This window comes from Flavobacterium sp. 38-13, from assembly GCF_001899155.1.
GTDB classification, from domain to species: Bacteria; Bacteroidota; Bacteroidia; order Flavobacteriales; family Flavobacteriaceae; genus Flavobacterium; species Flavobacterium lindanitolerans.
Map to the genome: position 1 here is coordinate 34,441 of NZ_MKVG01000013.1, position 18,055 is coordinate 52,495.

13 protein-coding genes are annotated in these 18,055 nt (G+C 39.6%); 8 read left to right on the forward strand and 5 right to left on the reverse strand.

The window, feature by feature from the left end:
• From ccoN to BGO88_RS08200, 3 genes are read right to left on the reverse strand one after another with little or no spacing between them, the layout of a single operon-like run.
• Complete coding sequence (ccoN, locus tag BGO88_RS08190; protein ID WP_056065385.1) at nt 1–2,193, reverse strand: cytochrome-c oxidase, cbb3-type subunit I; 2,193 nt, start codon at nt 2,191–2,193, stop codon at nt 1–3.
• A gap of 32 nt (nt 2,194–2,225) precedes the next feature.
• Entirely contained in the window at nt 2,226–2,429 is a 204-nt protein-coding gene (ccoS, locus tag BGO88_RS08195) for a cbb3-type cytochrome oxidase assembly protein CcoS (protein ID WP_056065388.1), read from the reverse strand.
• 60 nt (nt 2,430–2,489) lie between these two features.
• Nucleotides 2,490–4,880, reverse strand: a complete 2,391-nt coding sequence (locus BGO88_RS08200) for a heavy metal translocating P-type ATPase (RefSeq protein ID WP_286706564.1) — start codon at nt 4,878–4,880, stop codon at nt 2,490–2,492.
• A 105-nt stretch (nt 4,881–4,985) separates the two neighbouring features.
• On the opposite strand from BGO88_RS08200, the gene BGO88_RS08205 reads away from it, so the two are divergent.
• The 6 genes from BGO88_RS08205 to BGO88_RS08225 all read left to right on the forward strand — a co-directional run bounded on the left by BGO88_RS08205 (nt 4,986) and on the right by BGO88_RS08225 (nt 10,559).
• The gene (locus BGO88_RS08205; protein WP_056066688.1) at nt 4,986–5,666 is read left to right on the forward strand and encodes a Crp/Fnr family transcriptional regulator; all 681 of its coding nucleotides are present in this window, start codon (nt 4,986–4,988) and stop codon (nt 5,664–5,666) included.
• A gap of 121 nt (nt 5,667–5,787) precedes the next feature.
• Nucleotides 5,788–6,885 carry a sensor histidine kinase gene (locus BGO88_RS08210; RefSeq protein ID WP_286706565.1) on the forward strand — a complete coding sequence of 366 codons (1,098 nt, stop codon included), beginning with the start codon at nt 5,788–5,790 and terminating at the stop codon, nt 6,883–6,885.
• Entirely contained in the window at nt 6,882–7,646 is a 765-nt protein-coding gene (locus BGO88_RS08215) for a LytR/AlgR family response regulator transcription factor (RefSeq protein ID WP_286706566.1), read from the forward strand. The genes BGO88_RS08210 and BGO88_RS08215 overlap by 4 nt, the downstream gene beginning before the upstream one ends.
• Before the next feature lie 419 nt (nt 7,647–8,065).
• The gene (locus BGO88_RS08220; protein ID WP_286706567.1) at nt 8,066–8,821 is read left to right on the forward strand and encodes a hypothetical protein; all 756 of its coding nucleotides are present in this window, start codon (nt 8,066–8,068) and stop codon (nt 8,819–8,821) included.
• Between the two features lie 319 nt (nt 8,822–9,140).
• Nucleotides 9,141–9,605 carry a cbb3-type cytochrome c oxidase subunit I gene (locus BGO88_RS17385; RefSeq protein WP_353743395.1) on the forward strand — a complete coding sequence of 155 codons (465 nt, stop codon included), beginning with the start codon at nt 9,141–9,143 and terminating at the stop codon, nt 9,603–9,605.
• A gap of 66 nt (nt 9,606–9,671) precedes the next feature.
• On the forward strand, nt 9,672–10,559 hold the full coding sequence (locus BGO88_RS08225; RefSeq protein ID WP_286706568.1) for a hypothetical protein: 888 nt from the start codon (nt 9,672–9,674) through the stop codon (nt 10,557–10,559).
• A 75-nt stretch (nt 10,560–10,634) separates the two neighbouring features.
• On the opposite strand, the gene BGO88_RS08230 is transcribed toward BGO88_RS08225, so the two are convergent.
• The gene (locus BGO88_RS08230; protein WP_286706569.1) at nt 10,635–11,966 is read right to left on the reverse strand and encodes a S41 family peptidase; all 1,332 of its coding nucleotides are present in this window, start codon (nt 11,964–11,966) and stop codon (nt 10,635–10,637) included.
• A 141-nt stretch (nt 11,967–12,107) separates the two neighbouring features.
• Between BGO88_RS08230 and BGO88_RS08235 the strand changes: the two genes are divergently transcribed.
• Together BGO88_RS08235 and BGO88_RS08240 are read left to right on the forward strand one after the other, a co-directional pair.
• Nucleotides 12,108–12,704: a winged helix-turn-helix domain-containing protein gene (locus BGO88_RS08235; RefSeq protein WP_286706570.1), complete on the forward strand. Its 597-nt coding sequence runs from the start codon at nt 12,108–12,110 to the stop codon at nt 12,702–12,704.
• A gap of 279 nt (nt 12,705–12,983) precedes the next feature.
• Complete coding sequence (locus tag BGO88_RS08240) at nt 12,984–15,812, forward strand: M16 family metallopeptidase (protein WP_277014801.1); 2,829 nt, start codon at nt 12,984–12,986, stop codon at nt 15,810–15,812.
• Nucleotides 15,813–15,879: 67 nt separating this feature from the next.
• Here BGO88_RS08240 and BGO88_RS08245 read toward each other — a convergent pair.
• A partial coding sequence (locus BGO88_RS08245; protein WP_286706571.1) for a T9SS type A sorting domain-containing protein occupies nt 15,880–18,055 on the reverse strand: 2,176 nt, incomplete at its 5' end.

Genomic DNA, 18,055 nt, shown 5'->3' on the forward strand with positions numbered 1-18,055 from the left:
TTAGTTGTTGGTTTTTGCTTCTTTGACTTTGATATCGGTTCCCAGTCGTTGCAGATAGGCAATCATAGGAACAATCTCTCTTTGATGCATTGGTACAAAGGTTTCACCTTTGGCAGCGGCGGCCTTTTGACTTTCTTCATAGCTTTTCTTGAAGTCAGGGTCACTATACAGATTTTTCTCTATAGCCAGCGCCTGTTTTTTAATAGCGGCCTGTGCGTTGGCAATTTCTTCCTTACTGTAAGGAACACCCAGTTGTACCATAACTTCCATTTTTTTCTGGATATCGGAATAATCCATCGGTTTGTTATCAAAAAGCCATTTGTAGGATGGCATGATGGATCCGGCCGATGTACTTCTTGGGTCCCACATGTGGTTAAAGTGCCAGTTGTCTGAATACTTGCCCCCAAGTCGCATCAGGTCTGGTCCGGTTCTCTTAGAACCCCAAAGGAACGGGTGGTCATAGACATATTCTCCTGATTTGGAATATTCACCATAACGCTCCACTTCAGAACGGAACGGACGAATCATTTGCGAATGGCAGCCAACACAACCTTCACGGATATACAAGTCGCGTCCTTCCAGTTCCAGTGGTGTATAAGGTTTAACCGCTGCAATTGTAGGAATATTTGATTTTACCATAATGGTTGGCACAATCTGTATGATACCGCCAATCAGGATGGCAATAGTTGCCAAAATGGTTAACTGTATAGGTCTTCTTTCCAGCCAGGGGTGGAATTTTTCGCCTTTCAGCCTTTTGTTTGTAATTTTCTGTAAAGCAGGTGCTTCGGCCAATTCGTCTTCGATTGCATTTCCTTGTTTTACAGTTTTTACGATGTTGTAAATCATTACAAACAGTCCAATAATAAACAGGGTACCTCCAATAGCTCTCATCCAGTACATTGGCATAATCTGTTTTACAGTTTCAAGGAAGTTCCCATATACTAAAGAACCGTCAGGATTAAACTGTTTCCACATTGAAGCCTGTGTAAAGCCTGCCACATACATTGGTAGCGTATACAGGATGATTCCCAAAGTACCAATCCAGAAATGGAAGTTGGCCAGCTTTTTAGAATACAATGACGTTTTTGCCATGCGTGGCAGCAGCCAGTATATCATACCGAAGGTCAGGAATCCGTTCCAGGCTAGAGCACCTACGTGTACGTGGGCTACAATCCAGTCGGTAAAGTGAGCAATGGCGTTTACGTTTTTAAGTGATAGCATTGGTCCTTCAAATGTGGCCATACCATAACCCGTGATGGCTACGACAAAGAATTTCAAAACCGGTTCTGTTCGTACCTTATCCCAAACACCGCGTAATGTCAGCAAGCCGTTAATCATACCACCCCACGAAGGAGCAATCAGCATAATGGAGAATACCACACCCAGGTTCTGTGCCCAGTCCGGCAATGAGGAATAGAGCAGGTGGTGAGGTCCGGCCCAGATATAGATAAAAATCAATGACCAGAAGTGAATGATAGACAATCTATAGGAATAAACCGGACGATTGGCTGCTTTTGGCACGAAATAGTACATCAGCCCAAGGAAAGGTGTTGTAAGGAAAAATGCTACGGCATTATGTCCATACCACCATTGCACCAAAGCATCCTGTACTCCGGCATATACTGAGTAGCTTTTTAGCGCTCCAACCGGAAGCGCAAGGCTGTTAAAGATATGCAGTACGGCTACGGTTACGAAAGTAGCGATGTAGAACCAGATAGCCACATAGAGATGGCGCTCTCTTCTTCTGAGAATCGTTCCAATCATGTTGATACCAAATACGACCCAAACCACAGCAATGGCAATATCTATAGGCCATTCCAGTTCAGCATATTCTTTGGAAGAAGTATAGCCTAATGGCAGCGTGATGGCGGCGGCTACAATAATAAACTGCCACGCCCAGAAATTAATCTTGCTCAGCACATCGCTGAACATTCTGGTTTTGAGCAAACGCTGCATCGAATAATAAATACCAGCAAAGGTAGCGTTACCCACAAAGGCAAAAATAACCGCATTGGTATGCAGCGGACGCAGCCTTCCGTAGCTGAGCCATGAAATGTTTTCCGTCAGGTTTGGAAAGAGATACATTGAGGCTATCAAAAGCCCTACAAGCATCCCTACCGCACCCCAGATGATGGTCGCGTAAAGGAACTTCTTTACGATTTTGTTGTCATAGTAAAACTGTTGTACTTCCATGCTTGATTTTGGATTTATTGGGTTATCAGATATTAAGGATTGGTTTCCGGACAATTTTTCCGGGTTTTGGATGGGTGCTCCTGTTTTTTAGAAACAACTTCATCGTCAAAAAGTACCCGAACCGATGGAGTATAGTCATCGTCATATTGTCCGCCCCTGACCGCCCTCACAAAAGCAATAAAGAAGCCAACAGCCACGACAATGCTGATGGAGATTAATAAATAGATGACGCTCATACCTTATGATTTTATAAGAACAAAATTACTTTGGCGGCTTCGGGAAAAACATGATATTTATCATACCCGGCCGGTTTTGGGTTTTAATTTTCGGGCATAATAATTACTGGCCAGCGTAACAAAGCTGATAATGGTTACGGTGCTTAACGGCATAATAATGGCCGCCACCAGAGGCGACAGTTTTCCGCTAACGGCAAAGCCTAATCCAACGACATTATAAAGCAGCGAAAGCGTAAAACTCATCTTGATAGTAGTAATGGCCTTTTTAGAAAATTTCAGGAAATAGGCAATCTTCGAAAACTCCGTTGCATCGAGTATGCCGTCGCAAGCCGGGGAGAATACATTGACATTCTCAGAAATAGAAATCCCCACATTGCTTTGTGCCAATGCTCCGGCATCGTTCAAACCATCGCCAACCATCATTACATTATGACCTTTTTCCTGCCATTTTCTGATGGCTTCCAGTTTTTGTTCCGGCTTTTGGTTAAATAACAATTCTGTACCTTCAGGTAGTAGCTTTTCCAGCTGTTTGCGTTCGCCGTCATTATCTCCCGAAAGGATTTTTATATCATAATTCTTTTTTAGACTCTGAAATAGCTGCTGAAGACCTTTGCGATACTGGTTGTCGAAAACATAACTTCCTTTGTAATCGTTGTTGATGGCAATATGCACTGCCGTTTGTGTATTGCTTGAGTTTTCGCACCCTACATAGGAAGCCGCTCCAAGCCGGATACAGTTTCCGTCAATAATACCCTCAATACCTTTTCCGGTAATTTCTTCAAAACCATGCACAATACGCAGTTCGGCAACAGGAAGGAAATCATACAGCCTGCGGCTTAACGGATGGTTGGAACCCCGAAGCAGGTTTTTGATGTATGACAGTTCTATAGCAGACAGCGGATTTCCAATAAATGAAATATCAGATGCCTTGCTGGTTGTAATGGTTCCGGTTTTGTCAAAAACAATCATGTCGGCTTTGGCTAATTGTTCAATTACGCCGGCATTTTTAAGATAGAGCTTCTGCCTGCCCATAATTCGTAATACATTACCTAACGTGAAAGGAGCAGTTAATGCCAATGCACACGGGCAAGCCACAATCAATACGGCGGTAAATACATTAAAAGCAGTATTAGCATCTTTAAAAATCCAATAGCTGAAACCTAAAAAAGCAATCAGCAACAGGGCAGGCGTAAAGTAACGGCTAATGGCATCGGTAATACTTCTGCGTTGCACGGCATTTTTCTTTTGAAAAATATCATTGCTCCACAACTGGGTAAGATAGCTTTGGGAAACCGAGTTTAAGACTTCCATTTCAATTACCTGTCCCAATAACCGCCCACCGGCAAAAACCTTATCGCCTGATTTTTTATGGATGGGGTCAGCTTCTCCGGTTACAAAACTGTAATCAATCTGGCAATCGTTGCTGATGAGTATACCATCTACCGGAATCAGTTCCTGATTGCGGATAAGCAGTCGGTCACCTTTTTGGATATCATATACAGGAACAGAAACTTCTTCCTGTGCCTTGATTTGTGTGACGGCAATTGGAAAATACGACTTGAAATCTCTTTCAAAAGAAAGGAAACTGTAAGTTTTTTGTTGGAAAAGTCGGCCAACCAGCATAAAAAAGACAAGAGCGGTAAGACTGTCAAAAAATCCCTGTCCGTAACCCAGAACAATATCTACGGTACTGCGGACAAACATGACGATGATTCCCAACGCAATCGGGATGTCGATATTGAACATACCGTTTCGGATGCTTTTGTAGGCAGAAACATAATAGCCGCTTGCGGAATAAAGAAAAGAAGGAAGCGACAGTCCGAAAATGAGCCAGCGGAAAAAACCACGGTACTGGTCGAGCCAGAATTCTTCGGTTTCAAAATATTCCGGAAAGGAAAGCAGCATGATGTTTCCGAAACAGAAAAAAGCTACTCCCAATTTATAAATAAGGCTGCGGTCTGATGCAGTCTTGCCTTTTTCATAATTCTCCAATGAAATATAAGGCTCATAACCAATAGTGCAGAGCATCAAAACGATGTCTTTGAGATTGGTTTCCTGCGGATTGAAAATAATCCGCACCTTTTTTTCTGAGAAGTTGACCTGAGAAGAGCCTATACCACGATGAAGCCGGTGCAGGTTTTCCAAAATCCAGATACAGGAACTGCAATGGATGTGCGGAATATACAGAGAGACAATACTGGTGCCTTCTTCCTGAAATTCCAATAATTTGGAGGTTATCTTTTCGTTGTCTAAAAAATCATATCTTCCATTTACGGCCTGAGGCGAAGCGCCCGGCATTTTTCCAAAGTCATAGTAAGACGAAAGTCCGTTGTCTGCGAAAATTTCATAAACCGTCTGACAGCCTTTGCAGCAGAATGATTTTCCGTCAAAAACGATTTCTTCTTTTTTAATAACTTCAAGACCGCAGTGAAAACAACTGTGCATGTCCATAATTTGCTCATTTACCTGGTGCAAAGTTTGGAAATGCCTGAAGCACAAACTATGATAATTATCATGGTTTTCCGTATCTTTGCAAAACTAATTCCCATCCCGCCCATGAGTAAGTGTGAGCAATGTATCGTTCGAGAGTTTAGTTCGCTTAAGGCCCTCAATAAAGAGGAACTGCTGAAAATAGCGGACTGCAAGTCGTCCTATACCATCAAAAAAGGAGAACCTGTTTTTGAGGAAGGAGAGAATGTGAATGGCATTTTTTGCGTTAAGGACGGAGTTTGCAAGTTGTCCAAACTAAGCGCTAACGGCAAGGACCAGATTATTAAGTTAGTCTCTAAAGGAGAATTACTAGGACAGCGCTCCATGATTAGTGATGAGCCGGCCAACCTGAGTGCCATTGCGCTTGAAGACATGGAAGTATGCTTTATCCCAAAAAGCGAAATCATGCCGTTATTCAACAAGAATAATGCATTTTCAATGAATGTGATGCGCGCCATTTGCGGTGACCTTAAAGAAGCCGACGACCACGTCGTGGACATGGCACAGAAAACCGTGCGTGAACGTCTGGCTGAAACGCTTTTGCACCTACAGGAAACCTTTGGTACGCACGAAGATGGAAGCCTGAAAACCCAACTGACCCGTGAAGAAATTGGCAGTATGATTGGAACGGCAACTGAAAGCTGTATCCGTTTGCTGTCAGATTTTAATAAAAACGGGCTCATTGAACTTAAAGGCAAAAAGATATTTTTAAAAGATATTAAAGGCTTAAAGAGGGAAGCGGAGTAATTTGATTTCACTACAGTATATACAAAGCACGAATTGCAATTCAATTCGTGCTTTTTTTATTGTAACAAAAACCGGAAAAACCAACTAATAACCCATAATTGGGTTAAACCTAAAGAATTACATGGGACATCAGGAAAAAACGAATCTCACAAAAAGGAACAGCATCAAGAACGTGCTGCTGGTTACTTTTACATTTTTTGTGTCCTATGCAACCGTGTTTATTATTTTTCCTTATTCGTATTGGCATAATTTTTTTGCCATGCCAGTCTACAAGCAGGTAGAAGATGTGTTGGTTAACCTTATATTCTGTGTGGCTATCGTATGGTTCAGCCTTTTTATAGACCGTAAGCTCAATAAGAAAATTCCGTGGATGGTACGTCCTTTGAAAAGGCTGTTGATTCAGGCAATATTCCAGATTTTAGGAGCTTTGTTCCTCATTATTTGCCTCACATTTGCTTATCTGATATTTGGGGGCACTACTAATCCGCAGCCTTCGCCTATTGGTTTGCGCGAAGGAGTCTATACCATTATTTCAATTATGTTATGGGCTTTGATGGTCAGCGCCCTTAATACCGGCGATTTTCTGTTGCGGAACTGGAAGGAAGCCACCATAAAAGCTGCAGAGCATGAAATCAATGCTGTCCGAAACAAGCAATTGGCTTCCGAAATCGAATTACAGGCACTTAAAATGCAACTCGACCCGCATTTTGTATTCAATAACCTAAGCGTACTTTCGGAACTGATATTAAAAGACCAGCAGCTAGGCTATGAATACACAGAAAACTTTACTAAAGTCTACCGTTATTTGCTTGTCAACTCTAAAAAGAAACTCATTCCTTTAGCTGAAGAACTGAAATTTCTGGATGCCTATCTTTTTTTGATACGGCACAGGATGGGCGAAGGCTGCGTTTTTATGATTGATATTGAAGCATCCAAATTTAAAATGATGATTCCGCCCGTGACGTTGCAATTATTTATCGAAAATGCACTCAAATACAATCGGACGGAAGAAGAAAATCCGTTACATGTTGCTATTTACTCTAATGATAATGACGAATTGGTCGTAACCAATAATTTGCTGCCGCTGGTGAATAATGTGGATTCTACAGGCATAGGCCTAAAGAATATTATTGACCGTTATGCTCTGCTGAGTGACAGGAAACCTTCTGTAATAGAGGATGGCAAAACCTTTACCGTTAAAGTACCGCTTATTTCATGAACACACTACGAAACATACTAATCCTTGAGGATGAAAAGCTAAACTCGGAACGTTTGCTGAGATTATTGTCCCGGATTCGGCCTGATATAAAGATTGCAGGTATTATGAGCAGTGTTGCCAAAGCAGTGGATTGGCTTACTGAAAACGAATGTCCGGATTTGATATTAATGGATATACAACTCGCCGACGGACTGAGTTTTGAAGTTTTCAATAGGGTTGAGGTTAAATGTCCTGTGATATTTACGACTGCTTATGACGAATATGCGGTCAAAGCCTTCAAATATAATAGTGTTGATTATCTTTTAAAACCTATTGACAAGGATGAATTAGAAGCCGCTTTAGCCAAATTTGAACAGACATCCAGGGCTCCGCAATTGCCGCATGCTTTAGTAGAAGGGTTGTTGGCCAGAATGCAACCAAAAGAATACCGCACACGTTTCCTACTGCCGTATCGCGATGCCTATCGTAAAATTAATGTCGAAGAGATTGCGTTTTTTTATTCGCACCTGAACATTAGTTATGCCTATCTTTTTAATGGAGAAAAGGTCGTAGTGCCGCAAACTTTAGAAGCCTTAGAACAGGAACTGGAACCTAGAAATTTTTTCAGGGTCAACCGCCAATATATTGTACAGGCCAATTCTATCGAACAGGTGCAGAATTATTTTAACGGCAAGCTAAAACTTAAAATCAAAAATGCCCCCGAAGAAGTTATCATCAGCCGTACAAAAGCACCTTTGTTTAAGGAATGGCTGGATTATTAGAAACTTTATTACATCAAAATAGATTCCAATAAGTTTAATTTTTTTTGCTTTTCGGCTCTGGCACGCTCGCCGTCTTTGCGTTAAATAATTGCTCGCAAAGACTCAGAGCCGCAAAGTTCACTTTGGTCTGGCTTGGACTTCATAAATCTGTGTAATTGATTTAATCTGTGGCTAAAAAAAGGGGCTAAGGTTCTGAGGCACTAAGTTTAATAGGCTTCTTAAATTTGCGTAATTATTTTAATGCGTGATAATCCGCGTGCCAAACAAAAAAACAACGGAATCTAGCCGACTAAAAATCATTTCACTTCTTCCTCCAGGCATTTCACCTTTTAGTTTGGACGTTTCACTCAGTTAAGTTCCCAAAGGCCCAGACGCTGCTCCTAATTTTGCCCCATCAAAATAATAAAAACAGAAGAATTATGAAAAAAAGTAATGCAATGGGCAGAATAGGAATGGCTCATGAAGAAACAAAATCGGGAGTGCAAAATGGAATGAAATTGCTATTAGCTCTTTTTATGGTATTATCGACAATAGGCGTTTCAGCCCAAAAAAATGCAGTGTTGGATGCCTTTGCAAAACATAATATTGATACAGGTGTTCTTAATCCGGAAAATCTGCAGCTTCCTAAGAATTATGCTTATGAGCTTCAACAGACCACAATAACTTCAGCCAGCCAAAAAGTAATCAGGGCACAGTTTGACCCGTCATTACCAAAAGAAGAACAATGGACAGTACTTACCGTAGACGGCAAATCGGCTTCGCGTTCCGATACGAATTCCTTTCGTAAAAATCAGAAAAAAGAGCAGCCGGCAGCCCAGACGGATGATGCGACCTACAGAATTGAAAAAGAAACACCGGGCCAATTGGTTATAAGCTACAAACAGAATCCAAATCCTTCTGATAAAGATGCTGCTTTCATGAGAGACTGCCGTATGTATATGACCATCAATCTTAAAACTAAAAGAGTAGAACAGGTACAGGCAATCAACGAAAAGCCGTTAAAAATCAAAATGCTGAATGCCGAAAAGTTTGATCTTACTATAAAATATAGCTGGAACGAACAGGCAAAGCGTTATTTCACTACCACCGAAAATTTGGATATGATGGCTAAGTTCTTAGGACAGGCAACACCGGTTCAAACACTTTCAGAATATTCCAATTATAACAAAAGATAACGGTATTCAACCGATTAGAGTTGACTGTTGATTTTTACCGCCCCGCAGGCACCTTATTAATTCCTATCTTGACCCAAAGCCAAGGAATTTATGTAGGAGTTTGCGGGGCAATTTTTTGCATAAATCCAACAAATGATATTGGAATAAAAAATGATTTGTGCTGCTGAGTTTCGAAATTCGAAAGGAGTTTTTGTATTAAACCTATTCTTACATATTTTATAATTTGCAATATGATATTCGGAAAATATATACTTTATTTGTCAAAGAAATAATTTGAATATAAGTGAAGTTGCTAAGCTTTTTGATTGCATAAATAAATATGGGTTTAAGAAAAATTAAAGTTTACCATTGCTTCTGGATTATCGCTTTACTAGTGCTGATACTAGGATTTTTTACCCGTGATTTAGCTAATGATACATTCGATATTAATATTCATGATACCTATTTCATAATAGCCTATAACCATACAATAGTAATGGTTTCTTTGTATTATTTTCTTTTTGGAAGTTGCTATTGGCTTCTTCAAAAAATAGTAAAGAAGCAGCTTAATCGTTATTTGACTTTAATTCATTGTATAATTTTTTTTGGAAGCTTTTTAGCGTATTGGACGGTAGTTTTTTATTCCAATCTAATTGCAAAAAAAACACTTCCTACATCTGAAAATTATGAACTGATTAATCAAACGTTGGTTGTTTTATTTCTGTTTAATGTCTTTATAGGACTACCAATTTATTTGATTAACCTGTTAATTGGAGTATTCAGTAAAAATTCAACCAGCCGTTAACAGCAATTTATAGGATAACTTAATAGTAACAATGCATTCTATCTAATAAAACATCACCAAAAAAACATGAAAACCTTTTTAACGTCATTCTTAATTTTTGTATTTTCTTTTTGCCAGGCACAATTAAAATTGGATAAAAAAGATTTGAAAAATTTAATTGCAATGGGTGAAATATATTCACTCAATCCAAATGCAAGAGGAGAGGAGTTTGCAAAATCAATGGATTCTTTACGAACACCAAAACTAAATAATATTGTAGATAAGTCTATTGAAATTGGAAAAGCACAAAAAACAATTTTAGATTCAAAGTTTCTTTCTCGACCTAGCAATGATGAATTGATCATGTGGTATGTCATAAGAGAAATTCATTATAATCGTGTGAGTAAAACGAAAAAACCAAGAGACGTTAAAGATGTAGCTGCAGATGTGCTTTCAAGAAAAATTGATGAACGTTGGTTGCTGGATAATTATTATTACCGCATTAGTGGAGCGGTCGGTACACTTTTTAATGAAAGTGATTTAAGCGCTGTCAATATTAATATAGAAACTCTTGGCTTCAAAAATAAAACGGAAAAAGCTATTTTCTTTTTTAATATGGTTGACAGATTAATAGGAGGTCGATTTAAGGTTCTTATGACCCTAAAGAAAAATGACAAGATCGTCGAATTCATCAAAAAACTTCCAAAATTCAATAATAAGGATTACTACTATTATCAGGATTTCGACTTTGAAGATTTTGATTTTATCGGTTACGAAATTACAGAATCATACAAAAAGAGAGATATAAACAATCTTTATGACACATTAATAAGTCATTTTATTGCTTTAAGCTATATTGATGGTAAAAAGATCGGAGAAGTTGTCTATTATAATTCAATATTGTATCAACCAAAGTATTTTGAATTTTCTGTAGCAAAAAAAGATCTTGAAACAATTTATGAAAGATCAAAATAATTAAAGCAGCTATTTTGTTTCCCTATTAAGCAGCAAGTATAATAATTAAAACATATTTGTTATACTTGTTTGCAATTATTGCCGTAATCCCAACCTTTCTATCTCTTCACTCCAACCATCTTCCCAATACATTTTTATTGCATTAACACTACCATTTATATCGCTTAAAAATTCTATCTGATAATCTTCGCCCACCTGAAAAAAGTTTTCCGTTATAGGTTTCAGGCTTTTAAATTGAATAACAGGCTGATTGGTGTCTCGCATTTTTAGTTCATTATTTTCAAATTTCACTTCAAATTCAGCATAGCGTCCTTCATAGCTTTTAGCTTTATTACTGCTAATGGTTATGATTGTTGTTTTTGATTTGTAATAATTAAGCAGCCAGCTTATTTTCTTCTTTTCGTTTTCATCTGCGGATAATAGTTTCTTGTTTAAGATGTCCTGTTGTGCAATCATCAGGCTATTTTCAGAAGCTGTAGCAATATCAGGAATAACACCTTTGCCTTCCCAATCAGTTTTAGTGATTGTATTTTCAAATCGGGCATAAGGTATAAATCCAACAAAACCATTACCCAGGCTAAAACTTCGCGTAAGATGGGCGCCGCCACGTGTGGTTTCGCCAATAACGATTGCGTTTTTTAGATGTTGTAAAGTATAGGCAAAACCTTCGGCTGCAGAAAAAGTAGCAGAGCTGGTCAGGATGTAGACAGGCTTATTAAAAAATAACTTTTCAGACTTCTTTTTAGTACCTATATAACTATCGGTCCATTTGTTTTCTATCCGGTTAAAAGCCCTACCTGTATAGGTACGACTTTCAAAAAAATAGCCGAGTATTTCATTTACCATAGCTCCATTACCACCATAATTATTACGCAGGTCTATAATCAGCGCATCAGTATTGCTGATAAATTGCATTACAGCCGCCAGCGTTTTATTGGCTTCTTTTCCAGGTTTTGCAAAGTTGGTGAATTCTATATAGCCTATGTTGGATGGAAGAATCTTTACTTTCCTAAAGTAAAAATTCTTCTGCCTTTCTTTCTCAAGGTCAACATGTGATATTTTGGCGGCATTTTTTCCAGAAGCATTGAATTTAAGAATGTCGTTTTCAAGCCCGGGATTATATTCTATACGAATATGTTTGTCTTTGCTGATAGAGAAAATATCTTTTGTTATTTCATTTTCTAATTGGGTTGGACTGTTGAGAGAATCATATTTTGCGGTCGTATATACATCCTTTAGGTAGTTTGTTATTTCTTTAGCCTTATCTGGATAAACATAATAAGAACTTACTAACCGTGTCACATTTTGCAGTAACTGTAGTTTTTCTTTCTGGCTGATGGTTGCCTTTTGTGCAAAAAGAAAAGAAGGAAATATTATTAGAGTAATAAGCAGAACAAGATTTTTCATATAAATAATTTTTACCCGAAAGTAATAAGGGTTCTCAATAACAGCTGTTTACAAAAGCTTTGTTTTATCTTTAGAAAATATTTTAAGGCTTTATAAAAGCAAAACACTCTTTTTTTTACAGTCATCTTTTTATCTTTAAAAATGAAGCAGCAGGAATTTACTATCAACGGTCGTTTTTTAGTCACACCGTCCATAAATGCAATCACAAATTTGCAAACCCAAACAGAAATAAGGCTGGAAGCACGCCTGATGCAGTTGTTATGTCTTTTAGCAGAACAGAGTGGAGAAGTCGTAACACGCGAATATATCATTAAAGAAATCTGGAACGACTATGGAGGTGGTGATGAAGGCCTTTCACAGGCTATATTTCATTTAAGAAAAGCTTTGGAAGACACCAATAAAGAAATTATAGAAACAATTCCTAAAAAAGGATATGTACTGCATGCAATTATTACAGATGCAAAAAGTAACACTGCGGTTGTATTCAAACCAAAATCAAAAAAACTAATTCCCATTCTTTTGGCAATAGCTGTTTGTATAGTGATGGTTGTCATTCTTCCAAATGTTATAAAAAAGAATAAGCAATTACAAAAGGAACCGATGGAAATGCCTTATCCGGAACTTAATGGAGAGGCACATACTATTACAACCATCGATACTGACGGTACAAAACAAACTGATACAGATAGGCGACGGCAGACCCGATTTCTACATCAATGGCAAACAGGTTGGAATTGAAGAGCAGGAAAAGTATAGATTGCTTATTAGTAAAATGAGCGAGGCACTACAGAAGGAACGGCAACTTCAAAGGAATAATGAATAATAAGAATCTCTTTTGAAATATTTTTTCACTCAACAATCCCCACAAACAAAGGCATAATATTTTTTTTAAATAATTTGACACAACACACATTATAAAATTTGTAACAAAAAATAATAATGTATGACAAATGTGTAATTGTAATAGCATAGAGGTATGTTATTGGTAAACTATTAAGCTTAAAACTATAACCGAAAATGACAAACAAATTATTTAAAATCATCTTATCGGCTGGTTTCTATGGGGCAGTTTGCCTCATGGCTGTAGAAAGCGCAACCGCGCAGAATCTTAGCGAGAAGCTGGTTACAGACCCCAAAACAACTACAGGGGTTTTGAAAAACGGAATGAAATATTACATCCGTCCCAACAGCAAGCCTGAGAAAAAGGTAGAACTTCGTCTGCTTGTAAATACAGGTTCTATTATGGAGGACGATGACCAACAGGGATTGGCTCACTTTACAGAGCACATGCTGTTTAACGGAACCAAAAACTTTCCAAAAAACAAACTGGTAGACAACCTGCAATCAATGGGAGTGCAATTTGGTGCCGACCTGAATGCAGAAACCGGATTTGATACAACGGTTTACATGCTGCCAATTCCTACAGACAATCCTAAAAATCTGGAAACAGCTTTCCAAATCCTGCAAGACTGGGCTCAGGGTGCTTTGATGACAGACAAGGATATTGACGAGGAAAGAAAAGTTGTACTTGAAGAAGCAAGAGCAAATCTGGGTGCGATTAGCAGACTTAGAAAAAAATTCCTTCCGCCGCTTTTGAATTCTAAATATAGTGAAAGACTTCCAATAGGGAAAGAAGAATTACTAAAAACGTTCAAGCCGGATGTTTTGAGAAGATTCTACAAAGACTGGTACCGTCCGGATTTGATGGCTGTAGTAGTAGTGGGAGATGTGACTACGGCACAAGGTGAAGCTTTGGTGAAAAAATATTTCAGCTCGCTTGTGAATCCAGGCAACCCAAGACAGCGTGTAGAACACGGTGCAGGTCCATATACTAAACAGGAAGTTATGTTCCTTACAGACCCTGAGCAGACTACAACAAGATTGTCACTTAATTTCTCTCCAAGAAAAACAGAAGCAGACAAAACCGTAGGCGATTACAGAAATACATTGGTTGAACAGTTAGCTTTTAGCGCTATCAACCGTCGTTACCGTGACCTTGCTTCAGAAGCAACACCGCCATTTTCAGCTGCACAGACAAGCAATTCAACCTACATCAGAAACTATCAGGCATTAAGCTTAACGGTAATACCGGTGGCTGATTTGACTACGGCTCTTAACGCTGCGGTAAAAGAATTGCTTAGCATTGAAGAATACGGTTTTACGAAAGATGAGTTGGAATTGGTTAAAAAGAGTTTGCTAAGCTATGCTGAAAAACAGTATAACGAACGCAATACGACTAATTCAGCAGCCTATTTAGGCGAATATGAAGAAAACTTTTTCATAGGTCAGGCGGCTCCTGGTATCGAAAAAGAACTGGAACTATACAAAACCCTGCTTCCGGGCATTACGCCTGAAGAAGTAACAGCTGCATTCAAAAAACTGTTTTCAAAAGAAGACAAGGAGAAATTCTTTGCTTATGTGCTAAGTTCTGAAACAAAAGATGCGCTTATAAACAATGACGCTACCTTATTGGCAGCTATACAAAAATCGTTTACCCAAAAAGCAGAGAAAAAAGCAGAAGTTGCCATAAGCACTACTCTTTTGGATAAAATGCCTGCAAAAGGGAAAATTACTAAAGTGGAAAAAGACGCCAAATTAGAAGCGACTACCTACACTTTGAGTAACGGAGTTAAAGTTACCGTAAAACCAACTACATTCAAGAGCGATGAAATCCTTTTCACAGGTGTTAAAAAAGGAGGTACAAATGCGTATGGAGTTGAAGATAAGGCAACAGTATCTATGCTGACTTCTGTAATTGAAACTATGGGTTATGGCAAGTTCACGCCAACAGACCTGAACAAATCATTGACAGGAAAGAATATTTCTGTAAGACAATCTATGGGTGAAACTACCAATGAAATAGGAGGAAGGTCTGATATCAAGAATATCGAAAGTCTTTTACAATTGAACTATCTGGAACTGACAGAGCCTCGTCTTGACCCAAGCCTGTTTAACGGATATGTTAGCAAGATGCAGATGCAGCTTAAATTTATCAAATCCAACCCACAGGCAGCTTTTGTGGATACGCTTGTAAATGTAATGTACAACAACAACCCGCTTCGACCAATGGTAATTCCAACAGAGGCGCAAATTAAATCCATAAATCCGCAACGTGCTGTTGAAATCTACAAGAATGAATTTGGAAAAGCAGACGGTTACCACTTCTTCTTCGTAGGAAATATAGATGAAAATACATTAAAACCTTTATTGGAGCAATATTTGGCTTCCCTGCCAACAAGCGGAAAAGAACCTAAATTTGTGGATAATGGCCTGAGATTAAAACCAGGAAACAACAAATTCATGTTCAATAAAGGAACAGAACCTCAGAGTCTTGTGGTGGCGCAATATTTTGGAGAAATGCCATATAGTGAAGACATGGCGCTGAAAGCCAACATGATTGGAGACATTCTTACTATTCGCGTTATCGAAAAGCTTCGTGAAGAAATGGGTTCAATCTATAGCGGTGGTTTCCAGGGTTCGATGGACAAAGAGCCTTATTCCAACTATAGCATCCAGACACAATTGCCAACCGGACCGGAAAGTGTTGAACCAATCCTGAAACAGACAGAAGCAGAAATTGCCAAGCTTAAAAAGGATGGTCCGGAACAGAAAGATTTAGAAAAAGTAAAAATTGCTATTATCGAAAGAAGAAGAGAAGAAATCAAAACAAACCAGTATTGGATTGGCAAATTGCAACAGCTTCAATTTTCAGGAGATAGCGTTGAGCGATTCCTGAATTTTGAAAAAGAACTTAATAAGATTACAGTTCAGGATATGAAGGCAGCAGCCAACAAATTCTTTGACGGAAAGAACAGCTTCATAGGAGTTCTTAATCCTGAAAAATAATCCTGATACATTCCTAAATACAGAAAGCCGCCCCATTGGGCGGCTTTTTTATGTTTTTTCGGGATTGTTACTGTTTGATTACCTTGATTGTCCTGACTTCTTCGCCGGCATAGGCCTTTACCAGATAAGTACCACTGTGCAGGGCAGACATATCAACCTCGCTTTCGGTTGCATTGATGTTTTTAGAAAGCACCTGCTGACCTAAAATATTAAATGCTTTGATAGCTGTCATTTCTTCTTTATACGAAAGATTGAGTATGTTTTTTACAGGATTAGGATATGCCCTAAAGCTGCTATCGTCAAAAGGTTTCGTTCCCAACGATTCTTCCGTAATATTCAGCGTATAGGCAAAACTCTGGGGTGCCGGTTGTGTTGACAGTAAAATATAATAGGTAGTTCCCGCTGTCACGGCAAGTTCATTAATTTCCCTGTCACCAATTTCAAAATCCCCGTTGGCACAGGCTATTGCCCCGGTACCAATAGCATTGCAATCCGTATAAACTAAAATAGCCGTCCAGCCCGGAGCGCCAGGAATCCGGATATTGATGGTCTGATTCGCAGCAGGCGTATAGGCATAAACGGTTTCATCGCCACCCAGATAATGGTTGTTGGTTCCTTCGCAGCCCGATTCTCCTCCTTGTGGAAAATCATAATCATCGCCATAATTGATAGTATTATCAGTAGTGGTATAAGGCAATCCCGAAACTACAATTGGTTTTTCACAAATGGCGCCTGTAGGAGGAATGCTCAGGCAAACATTAAATGTGGTAGTAGCACCGGTATCAGGCGATTCGCTAAACACCCTTACATAATAGGTATTGCCAATCGTGAGGCCGAAAATGGTATTGGCATAAGAAGTGCTGATTTTCATGCTTGTCAGGTTGCCGCAATTGCCTTGCAAAATTTCTACTACCAAATCTCTTGGCATGCCGCTTACGTTGCGTAAAGTAACACGATGCGCTGTTTGTGTAGCAGTAAACTTAAACCACACATCATCGTTTGGCGTTCCAATTTCAGGATTTCCTTCATTGGAATCTGTAGCCGAAACAAGACTTCCGGCCGTAACAGCCGTACAGGTAGCAGTCGGATTAACAGTAAGCGTATAGGCACCGGAACAGTTGTCATTGGCAGGAGGTGGCGGTGGAGTAGTAATACAGATGTCAAAATCAGTTTGGGTGTTGGCATCAGAAGCATACGTAAATACGCGGATATAGTAAGTATTGCCTATAGTCAGCGCACGCGGAGTACTCGAAGTAGGGTTGAGGTCAGGCTCACTGAGGTGCACGCTAATCAGTCCGCCGCCACAGGTACCTTCCAGGACTTCATGCACGATTATTTCCGAGCCGTTTCCGGTAATATTCGTCAATTCGATGCGGTGCGAAGTTGCCGTGGCAACAAACGTATACCACACATCGTCATCGGGACGACCTGAACCCACATGAGGTTCGTCAGAATCTGTAGCCGATTCAAGCGTTCCGGCTGTTTTTACCGTACAAACGGCTGTCGGGTTAACCGTCAGGGCAATTGCCGCCGTACAATTGTCATTGATAGGACTGGTCATAAACGAAATGGTTCGCCACGGACTTTGTGAGGCCGTGCAGACGCCCCTAACATGGAAAAAATGCTTGGTGCTTGGCGGTAAAGACAAATTGGAAGGCAGAAAAATATTCGACAACGTAGGCGTTCCCGCACCTGTCGGGTTGGCACTTGTAGTATTCAAAACATATTCATAGCCTGCAATGCCTGGAACATTGTCCCACGTTATCGGGTTGGAACCTACTCCGGTAGCGGTAAGCCGGGTTGGAGCCGCACACGACCACGAACGTAATGTTGGCGAGTCAAAGCAAAAACCATAGTTCCAGGCAGCTCCGGCCGGGTCATCATCATAAAACAACCGATAACGGAATCCTGTGAGCTGTGCCGTTGTAAAACCCGAAATGTTCAGCATTTCCGAAATATAAAGGGTTTTAGGAAGCGAACAAAAATTGCTGACAGCAAAAGACGTATTTGCATTGCCGGGAATATTTTCGCCCCACGGAATCCAGGCAGAAATGGCAGCATCCCAATATTCCAGTCGTAAGGCATCGTTGGCTTTATAACGATAGCCATAGGGCATTGTAAGCTCCAATAAGGTTTCGCCGTTTGCAAAAGCAGCACTCAGATTAATTACAGGCGATTCGGCCGCAATATTGTCCTCATGCGGATTACCGGAAAAACGGTCATTATAGGCAAAGCTTGATGCA

Excerpts from the sequence above, each read along its gene's own strand:
- BGO88_RS08230 (WP_286706569.1), bottom strand. The coding sequence starts at position 11,966 with ATGAAAAATCTTGTTCTGCTTATTACTCTAATAATATTTCCTTCTTTT.
- BGO88_RS08225 (WP_286706568.1), top strand. The coding sequence starts at position 9,672 with ATGAAAACCTTTTTAACGTCATTCTTAATTTTTGTATTTTCTTTTTGC.
- BGO88_RS08235 (WP_286706570.1), top strand. The coding sequence starts at position 12,108 with ATGAAGCAGCAGGAATTTACTATCAACGGTCGTTTTTTAGTCACACCG.
- BGO88_RS08220 (WP_286706567.1), top strand. The coding sequence starts at position 8,066 with ATGAAAAAAAGTAATGCAATGGGCAGAATAGGAATGGCTCATGAAGAA.
- BGO88_RS08210 (WP_286706565.1), top strand. The coding sequence starts at position 5,788 with ATGGGACATCAGGAAAAAACGAATCTCACAAAAAGGAACAGCATCAAG.
- ccoN (WP_056065385.1), bottom strand. The coding sequence starts at position 2,193 with ATGGAAGTACAACAGTTTTACTATGACAACAAAATCGTAAAGAAGTTC.
- ccoS (WP_056065388.1), bottom strand. The coding sequence starts at position 2,429 with ATGAGCGTCATCTATTTATTAATCTCCATCAGCATTGTCGTGGCTGTT.
- BGO88_RS08200 (WP_286706564.1), bottom strand. The coding sequence starts at position 4,880 with ATGGACATGCACAGTTGTTTTCACTGCGGTCTTGAAGTTATTAAAAAA.
- BGO88_RS08240 (WP_277014801.1), top strand. The coding sequence starts at position 12,984 with ATGACAAACAAATTATTTAAAATCATCTTATCGGCTGGTTTCTATGGG.
- BGO88_RS17385 (WP_353743395.1), top strand. The coding sequence starts at position 9,141 with ATGGGTTTAAGAAAAATTAAAGTTTACCATTGCTTCTGGATTATCGCT.
- BGO88_RS08205 (WP_056066688.1), top strand. The coding sequence starts at position 4,986 with ATGAGTAAGTGTGAGCAATGTATCGTTCGAGAGTTTAGTTCGCTTAAG.
- BGO88_RS08215 (WP_286706566.1), top strand. The coding sequence starts at position 6,882 with ATGAACACACTACGAAACATACTAATCCTTGAGGATGAAAAGCTAAAC.